The 14,024-nt window shown below is 71.9% G+C and carries 14 protein-coding genes; 9 read left to right on the top strand and 5 right to left on the bottom strand.

Annotated elements, in window-relative coordinates; genetic code table 11:
* Window positions 1–8: 8 nt before the first annotated feature.
* From AB0G28_RS30850 to AB0G28_RS30870, 5 genes are all read left to right on the top strand, one after another.
* Window positions 9–1,316, top strand: coding sequence for a sugar ABC transporter substrate-binding protein (locus AB0G28_RS30850; protein WP_361096813.1), 1,308 nt, complete (start codon window positions 9–11; stop codon window positions 1,314–1,316).
* Complete coding sequence (locus tag AB0G28_RS30855) at window positions 1,316–2,242, top strand: sugar ABC transporter permease (protein WP_361096816.1); 927 nt, start codon at window positions 1,316–1,318, stop codon at window positions 2,240–2,242. Before AB0G28_RS30850 ends, AB0G28_RS30855 begins: the two co-directional genes overlap by 1 nt.
* Window positions 2,243–2,286: 44 nt before the next feature.
* Window positions 2,287–3,096: a carbohydrate ABC transporter permease gene (locus tag AB0G28_RS30860; RefSeq protein ID WP_361096857.1), complete on the top strand. Its 810-nt coding sequence runs from the start codon at window positions 2,287–2,289 to the stop codon at window positions 3,094–3,096.
* Entirely contained in the window at window positions 3,093–4,106 is a 1,014-nt protein-coding gene (locus AB0G28_RS30865) for a hydroxyacid dehydrogenase (protein ID WP_361096819.1), read from the top strand. Before AB0G28_RS30860 ends, AB0G28_RS30865 begins: the two co-directional genes overlap by 4 nt.
* Window positions 4,107–4,299: 193 nt before the next feature.
* Entirely contained in the window at window positions 4,300–6,216 is a 1,917-nt protein-coding gene (locus AB0G28_RS30870) for a DUF2264 domain-containing protein (protein ID WP_361096822.1), read from the top strand.
* A 53-nt stretch (window positions 6,217–6,269) separates the two neighbouring features.
* On the opposite strand, the gene AB0G28_RS30875 is transcribed toward AB0G28_RS30870, so the two are convergent.
* From AB0G28_RS30875 to AB0G28_RS30895, 5 genes are all read right to left on the bottom strand, one after another.
* Window positions 6,270–6,557 carry a hypothetical protein gene (locus AB0G28_RS30875; protein WP_361096825.1) on the bottom strand — a complete coding sequence of 96 codons (288 nt, stop codon included), beginning with the start codon at window positions 6,555–6,557 and terminating at the stop codon, window positions 6,270–6,272.
* A 44-nt stretch (window positions 6,558–6,601) separates the two neighbouring features.
* Window positions 6,602–6,892 carry a hypothetical protein gene (locus tag AB0G28_RS30880; protein ID WP_361096828.1) on the bottom strand — a complete coding sequence of 97 codons (291 nt, stop codon included), beginning with the start codon at window positions 6,890–6,892 and terminating at the stop codon, window positions 6,602–6,604.
* A gap of 53 nt (window positions 6,893–6,945) precedes the next feature.
* Complete coding sequence (locus AB0G28_RS30885) at window positions 6,946–8,358, bottom strand: amino acid permease (RefSeq protein WP_361096831.1); 1,413 nt, start codon at window positions 8,356–8,358, stop codon at window positions 6,946–6,948.
* 192 nt (window positions 8,359–8,550) lie between these two features.
* Window positions 8,551–8,817, bottom strand: coding sequence for a hypothetical protein (locus AB0G28_RS30890; protein ID WP_361096834.1), 267 nt, complete (start codon window positions 8,815–8,817; stop codon window positions 8,551–8,553).
* A gap of 40 nt (window positions 8,818–8,857) precedes the next feature.
* Window positions 8,858–9,169, bottom strand: coding sequence for a hypothetical protein (locus AB0G28_RS30895; RefSeq protein ID WP_361096836.1), 312 nt, complete (start codon window positions 9,167–9,169; stop codon window positions 8,858–8,860).
* Window positions 9,170–9,406: 237 nt separating this feature from the next.
* On the opposite strand from AB0G28_RS30895, the gene AB0G28_RS30900 reads away from it, so the two are divergent.
* From AB0G28_RS30900 to AB0G28_RS30915, 4 genes are all read left to right on the top strand, one after another.
* Window positions 9,407–9,664, top strand: a complete 258-nt coding sequence (locus AB0G28_RS30900) for a hypothetical protein (RefSeq protein WP_361096839.1) — start codon at window positions 9,407–9,409, stop codon at window positions 9,662–9,664.
* A gap of 173 nt (window positions 9,665–9,837) precedes the next feature.
* A complete protein-coding gene (locus AB0G28_RS30905) occupies window positions 9,838–10,845 on the top strand; it encodes a LacI family DNA-binding transcriptional regulator (protein WP_361096842.1) in 1,008 nt (335 codons plus the stop codon).
* A 197-nt stretch (window positions 10,846–11,042) separates the two neighbouring features.
* Window positions 11,043–12,128: a helix-turn-helix domain-containing protein gene (locus AB0G28_RS30910; protein WP_361096845.1), complete on the top strand. Its 1,086-nt coding sequence runs from the start codon at window positions 11,043–11,045 to the stop codon at window positions 12,126–12,128.
* A gap of 127 nt (window positions 12,129–12,255) precedes the next feature.
* Window positions 12,256–13,857, top strand: coding sequence for a histidine phosphatase family protein (locus AB0G28_RS30915; protein ID WP_361096848.1), 1,602 nt, complete (start codon window positions 12,256–12,258; stop codon window positions 13,855–13,857).
* The last annotated feature ends 167 nt before the right edge of the window (window positions 13,858–14,024 follow it).

Genomic DNA, 14,024 nt, shown 5'->3' on the forward strand with positions numbered 1-14,024 from the left:
AGGAAGCAATGCAGCTTCAGGGGTTCACCCGCCGGACGTTCCTGTCCGCGTCGGCCGGGCTCGCGGCCGGCGGCCTGCTCGGCGCTTGCGGGTCGTCGACGACCACGGCGTCCGGCGCCACCCGCGTCACCGTCTGGTCGTGGCTGACCGGCATGGACAAGTACGTCGCCGCGTTCAACGCCGCGCATCCGGACATCTCGGTGGAGCTCAACGTGATCGCGTCCGGTCTCAAGGGCGGCTACGCCCAGCAGACCAACGCGCTGCGCGCCCACAACGCGCCGGACATCCTGCACGCCGAGTACCAGGGCCTGCCGCAGCTGCTCACCACGGGGGGCCTGCGGGACCTCACCGACGACCTCGCGGACCTGGAGCGCGGCTACTCCCCCGCGGCCTGGCAGGGCGTCCGGCCCGGCGGGCGCACCTGGGCCGTGCCGATGGACCTGGCCCCGATGGTCCTCTACTACCGCAAGGACCTCTTCGACCGGCACGGGATCGCCGTCCCGCGCACGTGGGACGAGTTCCGCGTCGCGGCGCAAGCCGTTAAGAAGGCCGACCCGGCCGCGCGCGTGACGACGTTCCCGCTCAACGACGGCTCGTTCTTCGCCGGGATGTGCTGGCAGGCGGGCGATCCGTGGTGGCGCGTCGACGGCGGCTCGTGGCGGGTGGACATCAGCGGCGAAGGCACCCTGCGCACCGCGGACTACTGGCAGGGCATGATCCGCGACGGCCTGGTCGCCACCGCGCCGACCGGCGACCAGGACTGGATCGGGGCGATGCACACCGGCCGGTTGTGGGGCCTGCTCGGCGCGTCCTGGAGCGTCGGCACGCTGAACAAGTCCATCCCGCAGGACAAGGGCCGGTGGGCGGTCACCACCATGCCGACCTGGGACGGCGTGCCGGCCAACGGCGTGCAGGGCGGCAGCGCGTTCGCCGTCTCCGCGGAAAGCAAGGTGCCCGACGCGGCCGTGAAGTTCCTGCGCTGGCTCAGCACCGACGCGGCCGTGGCGAAGATCGGCACCACGTTCACCACGCCGTTCCCCGGCTACCTGCCGAGCCGGGACGTCGCGCGGAAGGCGTACAAGGGCGGGTTCTTCCTCGGCGCCCCGGTGTACGACGTCCTCGACGAGGCCGCCCGCCGCGTCCCGGACTGGACGTGGGGCCCCAACGCCCTGCGGATCTTCTCGACCGTCGTCGACCGCATGGCCGGGGTGAAGACGGGCGGCACCACCCTGGCCACCGCCGTCCGGCAGACGCAGGGAGACGCCGTCGCCGCGCTCCGCGAGCGGGGATTGACCGTGCTGGAAGGAAAAGCCTGATGACCGTCCTCACCCCCGAGCGCGCCGCGAGCACGCAGGCACCGGCCGGCCCGGGCATCCCGGTACGGGAACGGCGCGGCCGGGCCGGCCTCACCCTGGCGGCCCCGTTCGCGATCCTGCTGACCCTCACCGTGCTCGTGCCGATCGGGTACGCGCTCTACCTGAGCCTGTTCACCGATCGGTTGTCCGGCTTGGGGTTCTCGGGCCCGCACCAGGCGTTCGTCGCCCTCGGCAACTACCTCGACGTCCTCACCGACAGCGCGTTCCACGCCAGCCTCGGCAACGTGGCGTTGTTCGTGCTGGTGCACATCCCGATCATGCTCGGCCTGGCGCTCGTCCTCGCGCTGCTGATCGACTCCGCCGTCGTGCGCCTGCGGCGGCTGTGGTCCCTGGCCGTCTTCCTGCCCTACGCGGTCCCGACCGTGATCACCGGGCTCATCTGGGCCTACCTGTACAGCCCCAACTCCGGGCTGACCGCGCTCCTGCCGTTCGACCCGCTGGGCAAGACCGGCATCCTGCCCTCGATCGTGAACATCGCGACCTGGCAGTGGGTCGGCTACAACATGATCATCTTCTACACCGCGCTGCAGGCGGTGCCCCGGGACGTCCTCGAGGCCGCTCGGGCCGACGGCGCCGGCGGGTTCCGGACGGCGTGGTCGATCAAGGTCCCGATGATCCGGCCCACGATGTTCGTCGCCCTGGTCTTCACCGTCATCGGCTCCCTGCAGCTGTTCACCGAACCGCTGGTGCTGCGCGGGTTCACCGGTTCGGTGACGAGCACCTGGTCCCCGAGTCTCTACGTGTACGAAGCCGCGTTCATCGCCAACGACTACGGCCGCGCCGCCGCCGCGTCCGTGCTCCTGGCCGTCGTTTCCGCCCTGCTCTCGGCGCTGGTCATGCGCCTGTCCGCCCGGAGGTCCCGGTGACTGCCCTGTCCCCTGCAGGTTCGCGGTGGACGTCACGCACGGTCGTGCACGTCCTGCTGGTCCTGGCCTCGCTGTACGCGGTCCTACCGTTGGTCTGGCTGGTCACCTCGGCCACCAAGTCCGTCGGCGACTTCTCCACGACCGGCGCGTTCGAGTTCGGGCAGTTCAACCTCGGCGCCAACCTCGGTGCCCTGTTCACCCAGGAGAACGGCGTCTTCCTGGCCTGGATCCGCAACTCGCTGCTCTACGCCGGCCTCGGCGCGGTGCTCGGCTCGTTCATCTGCGCGGCCTGCGGGTACGCGATCGCGAAACTCGACTTCCCGGGCCGGCGCGCGCTGTTCGCGGTGACGCTGGCCGGCGTCCTCGTGCCGACCACGGCGCTGGCCCTGCCGCTGTACCTGCTGGCTTCGCAGCTCCACGTGGTCGGGACGTTCTGGGCGGTGTTCGTCCCCTTGCTGACCAACCCCTTCGGCGTCTACCTCGCCCGCGTCTACGCCGAGGCCGCGGTGCCGGGCGAAGTCCTGGAAGCCGCGAGGACGGACGGCGCGAGCGAACTGCGGACGTTCTTCACCATCGCACTGCCGATGATGCGGCCCGGCCTGGTGACGATCTTCCTGTTCCAGTTCGTCGGGATCTGGAACAACTTCTTCCTGCCGCTGGTCATGCTCACCGACCCGAAGCTGTTCCCGATGAGCCTCGGCCTCTACCAGTGGAGCACGCGCGTGACCCAGTTCCCGCAGTACAGCCCGCTCGTGATCACCGGCTCCCTCCTGGCCGTGCTGCCGCTGGTGGTCGCGTTCGTCCTGCTGCACCGGCAATGGCGGTCCGGGCTGGCGGCGGGCAGCGTCAAGTGACCCGTCGGCCGGAAACCCTGCTCGTGATGGCGCCCGACACGATGGAGGTGCAGTTCGGCGAAGCGGAACTGGCGCGGCTGCGCGCCACCGCCCGGCTCGGCGAGCCGCTGTGCACGGACGAACTCGCCTCGGCGCGCGTCCGGGCGCGGCTGGCGGAGGTGGAGGTGCTGATCACGTCGTGGGGCTGTCCCCCGCTGGACGACGAGGTGCTGCGGGCCGCGCCGAACCTGCGGGCCGTGCTGCACGCGGCGGGCAGCGTCCGCGACCACGTCGGCGCGGCGGTCTTCGACCGGGGCCTGCGGGTCACCACCGCCGCCGACGCCAACGCCGAACCGGTCGCCCAGTACACCCTGGGCGCGATCCTCTGGGCGTTCAAGAAGGTGCCCTTCCTGGCCGCCGACGCCCGGAAGTTCCGGGAGGACTGGCGCTACCGGGACCAGCGGGGCGAGCTGTCCGGCCGGGACCGGACGGTCGTGCTGGTCGGCTTCTCCCGCGTCGGCCGCCGGGTCGCCGCGCTGCTGCGGCAGCTGGACATCGCCCGCATCCTCGTCGTCGACCCGGTCGTCGATGCCGGCGAGATCCTGGCGGCCGGGGCGGAGCCCGCTTCGTTGGCGGAAGCCCTGCCCCAGGCGGACGTGCTGAGCCTGCACGCGCCGTCGCTGCCGGAAACCCGGCACATGATCGGCGCGGCGGAGCTGGCCGCCCTGCCGCCCGGCGCGGTGCTGATCAACACCGCCCGGGGCGCGCTCGTCGACACCGCGGCACTCGAACACGCCTGCGACGCCGACGGTCTCCACGCCGTCCTCGACGTCACCGAGCCGGAGCCGCTGCCCGCCGGCTCGCCGCTCTACGACCTGCCGAACGTGGTGCTGACACCGCACATCGCGGGGTCGCTGGGTTCGGAGACCCGCCGGATGAGCGCCGAGGCGATCGGCGAGCTCGAGCGTTACGCCGCGGGCCTGCCGCCGCGGGCCCCGGTGACCCGGCATTCCCTGGCGGTGCAGGCATGACCGCGGCCGAGCGACGCGCCCCAATGTGGCATTGGGTGCGTTGGACGCACCCAATGTGGCGTTCGGTGCGTTGGACGCACCCAATGTGGCGTTCGGTGCGTTGGACGCAACCAACGCCACATTGGGGCGCATGGGACGCCCGGCTCCAGCCACCCCGGGCCCCGGTGACCCGGCACTCCCTGGCCGTACGGGCATGACCGCCGTCGAGGATCGGCGGCTCTCGCCGTACACCGGCTGGACGCGCGGGCACTGGACCGCGCTCGCGGACCGGCTGCTCGCCGCGGCGGGCCGGTACCGCTCGCCCGGTGGCGCCCGGATCGACCTGCCCGGCCCGGCCAGCCGCAACGGCCGGGTCTCCGACGGGCTGGAAGGGTTCGCCCGGACCTTCCTGCTCGCCGGCTTCCGCGTCGCCGGGGAGGGCGGCGCGGACCCCGGCGGCCTGCTCGAGCACTACGCGCGCGGGCTGGCCGCCGGGACCGATCCGGCCTCACCGGAGGCGTGGCCGCGGCCCGACGAGCTCGGTCAGTCCAAAGTGGAGGCCGCGTCGATCGCGCTGGTGCTCCAGCTGACCCGGCCGTGGCTGTGGGACCGCCTGGACGACGCCGTCCGGGAGCGGGTCGTCGCCTGGCTCGCGACGGTGGTCGGGCAGCCCTACCCGCCGATCAACTGGGTGTGGTTCCGGATCGTCGTCGAGTCGTTCCTGCGCGAGGCAGGCGGTCCGTGGTCGGCGGCGGACGTCGAGGAGGACCTCGCCGTGCACTCGTCGCTGCGGCGGCCCGGCGGCTGGCTCAGCGACGGCGACGAGCGCGCCTACGACCACTACACGGGCTGGGCCCTGCACCTGTACCCGTTGCTGTGGACGCATTTCTTCGACGTCACGGGCAGCCTGTGCCCGGGTTCGCTGCGGCACCGGTGGGCCGCGGACCTCCGGGAGTACCTCGACGACGCCGTGCGGCTGGTCGGCGGCGACGGCTCGCCCCTGCTCCAGGGGCGCAGCCTGGTCTACCGCTTCGCCGCCGCGGCGCCGTTCTGGGTCGGCGCGCTCACCGGGACGTCACGGCTTTCGCCGGGCCTGACCCGGCGGGTGGCCGGCGGGATGGTGCGGCACTTCGCCGGCGCCATGGCACCGGACGACCTGCTGACCCTCGGCTGGCACCGCGCCTGGCCCGCCATGCGGCAGGCGTACTCCGGGCCGGGATCGCCGTACTGGGCGGCCAAGGGGATGCTGGGCCTCGCACTGCCCGCGCACCATCCCGTGTGGACGGACGTCGAAGAGCCGCTCCCGATCGAGACGGACGACGTCGCCCGGGTCGTCGTCGCACCCGGCTGGCTGGTTTCGGGACGGCGCCGCGACGGCATCGCCCTGGTCGTCAACCACGGCACCGACCACGCGCGCGTCGGGGACCAGCGAAGCGACTCCCCGCTCTACGCCCGGCTCGGGTATTCGACGGCCACGGTCCCGCCGCTCGGTTCCGTGCCCGACAACACGGTGTTCCTGCTGGACGCGGACGGCCGGGCGAGCCACCGGGCGGGGTTCTCGACGTGCTACGCGACCGAGCTGCCGGGCGGCGTGCTGGCCGCGGCGTCGCGGGGCCGGGTCCGCTGGGTCGACACGGCCGGCGACGACTCACCCGACCACGGCTCCGGCCGTGGCGGGCCGGTCGTGCCGGGCCCGGTCCTGACGGTGGCTTCCGTGGTGCGGAACGGGGTCGAGGTGCGGCTCGCGCGGGTCGGCGGCGCCGAGGTGCCGGTCCGGTCGCTGCGGCTCAGCGGCTGGCCGGTGTCGGGCGCGGCGCGGCCGGTGGCCGAGCCGGGGGTGGCCGCCGCGCGGACGCCGGACCTCCGGTCGGAGGTGCGTCCGTTGCGGGGGTTCACGACGGCGGAGGTGGCCGTCGAGTCCGGCGTCTCGCCGTTGGGCGAGTGGACCGCGATCCCGTTCGTCGCCACCGATGGGCCCCCGGAGCCGGGAGCCGTGTTCGCCGCCGTCGTCGTCCTGGACCGCGACGGTCCGGACCACCCGGATCCGTCCCTGGCGCTTGCCGCGGACGGCCACCACGTCACCCTGACGTGGCCCGACGGGGTCACCGCCGAAGTCCCCCTGCCCGCATGACGACGGGGATGCCCCGGCGTGTCCGCCGGAGCATCCCCGTGTTCCTGGAGCGCTCAGACCAGGCCGAGGCGAACCGCGAGCAGTTCCTCGCTCGAGGAGTCATAGCGGATCGCCGCGGCCGAAAGGTTCCGGTCGACGTCCGCGAAGCCGCCGTGAACGGCTTCGCGCGCGAACTTGGCCGCGACCTCGTAGTCGACGGCCTTCGTCGCGTTGAACGCGGCCCTGGCCGCGTGGAACGCGGCGTCGAGGGTGCAGCCGACCGGCTGGAGGACCGACGGCACCTCCAGCGCGGCGACCGGGCCCTGAGCGTTCACGAATTCTTCGATGCGGGTCAACTTCATGACATCCATTTCATTTCCGAAAAGCGACCGGAAAGCTCCGGTGGTCAGCGGGTCATCACGTCGATCAGCGCCCCGGCGGACAGGTCACCGAGCGAGGCGACCCCGACGGCCGGCACCTCGGCGTGGTAGCCGGTGCCGAAGGCCCGGCGGTATGCCTGGTCCGCCAGGTTCTGGGCCCGCGCCGTCTGCGTCGCCTCCTCGGCCGCGTGCAGGGCGCGCAGGAGGTTGATGCAGCAAGCCGTGGGGTCCTCCGAGGTGACGACCTCGAGCGGGCCCGCCGGCAACGGCGTGTCGGTCATGAAACGGGCGACCTTGGTTTCCGTGGAATTGTTCATGACGACCACGTTAAGCCGGCACCCCGGCCACGCCATCCACCGAAACAACGAAATCACGACGGCGATCGCAGAAAGGTTTCCTCGGAATTCGCCGGACCGCCGTCCTTGGCCCGTACCTGCCGGGTGATGCCGACGACCACCACGACCACGGTCAGCGCCAGGCTCGCCAGCAGCTGCGGACGGCCGGACGGGTCGAAGAACATCGCGATCAGCAGGGCCGCCATCGCCACGATCGCCAGCCACGTCAGGTACGGGAAACCCCACATCCGCAACGGCAGGCCGCCCGGGTGCGCGGCCGCCAGCCGGCGCCGCATCCGCAGCTGGGTGACGGAGATCGCGAGCCAGATGAACACCGCCAGGGCGCCGGAGGTGTTGAGCAGGAAGCTGAACACCTGTTCCGGCACGAAGTAGTTCAGGATCACCGTCGCGAAGCCGACGACCGTCGACGCCAGGACCGCGGCCCGCGGCACGCCACCGGACGAGACGCGCTGCCACGCGCGGGGCGCGTCGCCGCGGCCGGAGAGCGAGAACGCCATCCGGGAAGCGGTGTACAGTCCCGAGTTCAGGCACGACAGGACGGCGGTCAGCACGATCACGTCCATCACGGTGCCCGCCGCCGGCAGGCCGATCAGGTCGAGCACGGCGACGTACGGGCTCTTGCCGACACTCGCGTCGTCGTAGGGCAACAGCGTCACCACGACCGCGATGGACCCCAAGTAGAACACCAGGATGCGCCACATGATCGAGCGCACGGCCCGGCGCGCCGCCCCGACCGGGTCGGGCGACTCCGACGCCGCGATCGTGGCGATTTCGGCGCCGAAGAAGGAGAAGACCACCACGAAGATCGCGGAGAACACCGGACCGAAGCCGTGCGGGGCGAACCCGCCGTTGCCGGTCAAGTTGCGCAGGCCCGGTGCCTCGACACCGGGCAGCAGCCCCGCGACGGCCGCGAGGCCGAGCAGGACGAAGACGACGATCGCCGCGACCTTGATCGAGGCGAACCAGAACTCGAACTCCCCGTAGGACTTCACCGAGAAGAGGTTGGTCAGCGTGAGCACGGCCATCAGCACGAGCACCCACGCCCACTGGGGCAGGAACGGCATCCAGCGGTGCACGATGGCCGCGCCCGCCGTGGCTTCGACCCCGATCGTGGTCACCCAGAACCACCAGTAGAGCCACCCCACCGAGAACCCCGCCCACCGGCCGATGCCTTCCTCGGCGTAGGCGGAGAAGGAGCCCGTCCGCGGGTCGGCCGTCGCCATCTCCCCCAGCATGCGCATGACGAGGATGACGAGCACGCCGGCGAGCGCGTAGGTGATCAGCACCGCGGGCCCGGCGTCGGCGATCGCCTGGCCGGAGCCGACGAACAACCCCGCGCCGATCACCCCGCCGACGGCGATCATCGACAGGTGCCGGGCTCCCAGCGTCCGCGACAGGCCCGGTCCGTCTTCCCTCGGTGGTGCCATCGAAGTCCCCTGTTCTCGTGAGGCGGCAAAGGAGAGGCTCATCACGCTAGGGCGCACCGGGAGGCCGTTCACTGCGCGAACCGGGGAAATTCTTTCCCGGTTCGACGCCCGCCGCGGCCCGGCGAAGGGATTTTCCGGAAAACGCGGGTTCCGCCGCCGGCGTGCCGGGGCACGCCGGCAGCGGGAAAGCGGTCAGACGACCGCGAGCGCGCCCAGCCGGGCGCCGATCAGGCCGTCCAGCGAATCGGGCCCGATCCGCACTCCCTCGACGACGGTTTCGGCTCCTTCATGATGGCCGAAATGGTGCCGTGCGGCGATGACGGCGAACCCGGTCGCGAAGGCCGTCGCCGCACCCGCGAACACCGTCGCAACCACCGCGTTGCACGAAACCGGGTTCATCGGTGTGGCGCCGATGTATCCGGTGGTGCCGAAATTCTCCCGGCGCGCGGCCGAGACCACGCGCGATTCTCCGTTGTGCGACATTTCTTCTCCCGGGAAATCAGCCGAGGATTTCGGCACGCGCGTCGATCAGGTCGGTGAACGAGCCGGCCGGGACGTCGGCACCCCGCATGGACCGGGTCTCCTCGGTGTGCCGGTGCCGGCCGTTGCGGTGCCCGGCGGCGTTGTTCGCCCAGGCGTTGGCGATGTAGCCCGCGCACGCCGCGATCGCGGCACCCGCGCCGACGGCCGCGACGAGAACGGCGGTTTCGCACAAAGTCGGCGCGACCGCGAAATCGAGACGGAGTTCGACGGCGTCGAAATCGGTGTCATTGGCCATGGTGACAACCCGGGACTCGGTGGCCACGGACATGGTTTTCCCTTCTCGGAAAATAGGTTCGGCAATCTCGGTTTCTCACGATGGCACGGATCCGGCGTCGCGGCCAAGCGTGTTCAAGAAGTGTTCACCACGATCGGCGTGTGCCTTGAGTCACCGAAACCGATCCGCGCGGCAACGCGTTTCCCCGTCATTCGGTGGATGCGCCGCGCGCCGGATGATCACTACCCTTCCCGGGACAAGCCCGACCCTTCAACCACCAGTGGAGATACCGTGAGCACGACAGCCACCATCGAATCCCGGGTCCCGTCGCTCGAGGAGATCGCCCCGCTCGAAATGGGACTCCCGCACACCGACAAGGCGTGGTTCCACGCCTTCGCGCACAAGGCCGTCGACGCCTGGGTCAACCTCACCGGCGGCCAGGACGGCGTGATCCACCAGAACCCGGACCCGGTCGACTTCGGCGACGCCGGTGCCGCCGAGTTCTCCCTCGGCAAGCTGCTCGAGACCCGCACGAAGCGCGTCGCCTGACCGCACGCGTCCCGCTCGCCGAACCGGGCCGGTCCCTCCGGCCCGGTTCGCCGTTTTCCGAGGCGGAAGCGACGGCTCCGGATTCTCCGGAACCCCGTCCGCACCACGCGGAATTCCCGCTGCGCGGGGGACCGTGCGCGGCCACCGGGTACCGTGCGCTCCGAGGAGGTGACATGCCCTCGATCCGTGACGTCGCCAGGCAGGCACGCGTTTCCACGGCCACCGCCTCGCGCGCGCTGCGCGGGCTGCCTTCGGTGACCGCCGAGACGAGGACGCGGGTCGAACGCGCGGCCGCCGAACTCGACTACGTCATCCCGTTCAACGCCTCCAGCCTGGCTTCGGGCCGGACCAACTCGGTCGGGATCGTGGTGCCCTTCGTCTCGCGGTGGTTCTTCGGCACGGTGATCGCGGGAGCCGAGAGCGTGCTCCGCGAAGCCGGTCTGGACCTCGTCGTCTACGGCGTGCCCGACGCGCCGAGCCGGGCACGCTTCTTCGACCGGATGCCGGTGCGCCGGCGGGTCGACGCGGTGCTGGTCCTGTGCCTGCCGCTGACCTCGCGAGAAGCCGACGCGCTGCGCGCGCTGCGGGTCCCGGTGGTCCTCGTCGGCAGCACCGCCGAAGGCCTTTCCACGGTCGGGATCGACGACTTCGCCGCCGCGAAGCGGGCCGTGCGGCACCTGGCCGAGCTCGGCCACCGCCGGATCGGCCTGCTCGGGGAGACCGAACCGCCGCCACACGGGTTCACCACTCCCGGGCGGCGCCGGAACGGCTACCTGCGGGCACTGGCGGAGGCGGGCCTGGAGCCCGAGCGCCGGCTCGAGGCGGACGGCGGCTTCACCGCGGACGCGGGCGAAGCGGCGATGGAGCGCCTGCTAGCCCAGCCGTCCCCGCCGAGCGCGGTGTTCGCGATGTCCGACGAAATGGCGTTCGGCGCGTTGAAAGCGCTCCGCCGGGCACGGGTCGGCATCCCGGCGGAAATGTCGGTCATCGGTTTCGACGACCACGAGCTGGCGGCCGCCCTCGATCTGTCGACGATCGCGCAGCCCGTGTTCACGCAAGGGCGACGCGCGGCCGAGCTCCTGCTGGACCAGCTGCGCCGGCAGACGCCGCCCACGGACGTGGTGCTCCCCACCGAACTCGTCCGCCGGGGCTCCACCGGACCCGCACCCGCGGCGGGATGACCGCCGTCACACCCGCGTTTCCGCGTTTTTCGGATCTTTCCGCACGCGGGCGCGCATCTTCCCGAATTCCGTGCGCGACGGCCCGGCCGGGACCGTGCAACGCTTACAGTGAGCCCGGCGGTGCTCTCTCCCGCCGAACGCGCTCACTCCGCTCCGAAGGGGACTCAAGGGTCGATGTTCGCTCAAGGAGCAATCGGATGACCGGCCTCCGCGCCGAGGTCTGGAGCCGGATGCTCGGCGAAATCGAGCGGCTGCCGGCCACCCGGCGCAAGAAGGCCCACGACCTGGTCACCATGGCGATCGCCCTGCTGTGCGAAGACGTCGAGACCGACACGCGCACCGGGTGGGACGCGCGCAAGGTCGCCGCGGCCCGGACGATGGGCAACGGCTGCGCCGCCGACGGCTGGCCGCTGGACGACGTGCTCGCGCTGCTGGGCCGGGCCGGCGAGGAGACCGTCGCCGTGCTGGCGGCCGCGCCCGGCACCGGCACGGGCCGGCTGAAGGCGTTCACCGAGACGTGCAACCGCTTCCTCCGGGAGCTGCTGCGGGGCTACCAGGAAACGACGATCGGGGCGGTGACGCCGCGGTCCTCGGCCCACGACGACGCCGTGGCCCTCCTCCGGGGCGAGGCGGCCACCGACCAGGGCCGGTTCGCGCAGGCGTACGCCGTGATGGCGTTCCGCACCGTTTCCTCGTCCCCGGTCGACGCCTCCGCTCTCGACGATCCCGGGACCGGCGTCCTCACCGCCCTGTGCGAGCACGGCGGGTACGTCCTGGTCCCCGCCGGCGACGAGGAGACCGGCCTCAGCCGGTGCACCGGGATTCACGCCGCGCTGCCGGAGGCCACCTGGGCGGGGGTCTCGTGGCAGAAGACCGGCCGGATCCCCGCCGGCCGGGCCGAGGCGGCGGACGTGGTCACGGCGGCGCTGGCCGCCCGGCGGCCACCGGGGTGCTACCTCCTCGGCGACGTGCTGGTGGAGTACGCCGTGCTGACCCAGCGACCGGTGGCCGACCTGCTCGTCGCCAAGGTCGAGCCGATCACGCGCCACGAGGTGCTGCTGGAGACGCTGCGCGCGCTCCTGGCGGCCGAGGGCAACCGGTCCAAGGCCGCCGCCGAGCTGATCATCCACCGCAGCACGCTGGACTACCGGCTGCAGCGGATCGAGCAGCTGACGGGCTACGACCCGACGTCCATCCGGCAGCTGCACCTCCTCAGCACGGCGCTGACGGCCCACGAGGCGGCGACCTCCCCGCCGCCGCCGTTGCCGTTGGACGACGCCTGAACGTATTTCGCCTGATGCGGATGGTTTCCGGTCCCGGTCGTGTCCACTATGGACTGGCCGGTCCGGTGACCGGCGTTCGGTCAGCGCGGACCGGAGTCCCTCTCGCACCGATTCCGGGAGCAGCGCGATGGCGATCCACTTCGTCCGGCACGGCGAGTCGCTGGCGAACGAACAGAACCTCTTCGCCGGCAGGCAGAACACCCCGCTGACCGCACTGGGTGTCCGGCAGGCGCGCCAGGCGGGCGACCGCGTCGCCGCGCTGGGCGTCCGGTACGACGAAATCCACGTTTCCCCGCTGGACCGGGCGAAGCACACGGCGGAGATCATCGCGGACCGGCTCGGCGGCCGATACGAGCTCATCGAATCGGACGCGCTCGTCGAGCGGGATTTCGGCGTTTTCACCGCGCAGAACAAGAGCCTGATCAAGAAGAGCATCGGCTTCCGCGCCTACACGGAACACTTCCACGGCAGCACCGGGTGCCCGCCCGGCGGCGAGTCGTGGCGGCTGCTGCACGACCGGGTCCGCAGCTACTACGAACGAGTCCTGCTGCCGCGGTCGCGGGCCGGGAAGAACATCCTGGTCGTCGCGCACAAGTACGTGGTCGAGATGTTCGCGGTCGTCGTCGCGGGCATCGCCGCGGAGGACTACCGCGACCTGAAGATCCCCAACGCGCGACCGGTGTCCGAAGCGGACTTGCGGCGCATCAGCCGCACCCGGGCGAAGACGTCGGCACTGCACGACTTCGGCGAGCTGGTCGAGATCCGGCTGCCGGTGCTCGTGGCGGGCGGAGCCGCGCTGGGCGCGTCGGCCCAGCTGGCCTCGCACGTCCCGCTGCCACCCCGGGTGTTCACCACGGCGGTGGTGGCGTTGCTGGGGCTGAGCACCTTCTTCGGCATGCTCCGGCTGCATTCCGGGGTGCTGCGGGGCGTCGGCACGAGCATCCGGAAAGCGCTTCCGCTGACGTGCCTCCGGGTCGCCGTCGGGCTGGTGCTCGCCTGGATGTTCGCGGGCAGCCCGGTGTCTTCGCTGGGGTTGTTCCTGCTGCTGCCGCCCGCCCTGCTGACCCCGGCGCTGTCCCTGTTGTGGGGCGGCGACTACTTCGCCTCCGTCCGGCAGACGGTGACGGCGTCGCTGGTGCTCCCGGTCGTGGTGCTGGCGGCCGTGTGGTTCCCGCACCGGATACCCGGCCTGGGCGCGGCCGTGACGGGCTATGTCGCGGTGCTGGCCGGGGCCATGGCGCTGCCCGCGCTCGCCGCCCAGGTGCTCCGGCGGCGCAGCCCGATCCGGGCCGGGCAGCTCGCCACCAACTGGAACTGGCTCGGCGGGGCGGCGCTGGTACCGCTGGCCGCGGTCGTCACGTTCGCGCTGACCCCGGACGGCGGCGTGGACGCGACCGGCCTGCTCCAGGCCGTGGTGGTGGTCGCGGTGACGTTGCTCGCGCTGCGCGTGGCCGCGGTGGTGTACCTGCGCAACCGCGGCCTCCCGGCCGGCGAGGCCCGCGACCTGTACATCACCCAGTGCACGCCCAACATCTTCCTGTGGCTGGCGTTCGCCGGTCCCCTCGGCCACGGCGCGGCGCTGCTGGCCCCGGTGGCCGCATTCGGGTTCTTCGCGGCGATGCCCGCGGACGAATTCCTGTTCGTCCGGCGCTACCGCCGGAACCTGCGCGCGGCGATGACCCTGTCGGCGCGCCCCGCACTGGCTCATCGGCCCGCTCACCAGTCGTGAGTGGCGGCGGGACCGGAGCTAGTGTTTGCCGTCCGGGACGAGCGCCCCAATGTGGCGTTGGTTGCGTTGGACGCACCCAATGTGGCGTTGGGGGGGGGGGGGGGCCCCCCCCCCCCCCCCCGGGCGGGGTCCGGTAGGGCCAGTTCCACTGCGTATAGGAAGAAAAC

The sequence above is a fragment of the Amycolatopsis sp. NPDC021455 genome (assembly GCF_040640995.1).
Lineage (GTDB): Bacteria > Actinomycetota > Actinomycetes > Mycobacteriales > Pseudonocardiaceae > Amycolatopsis.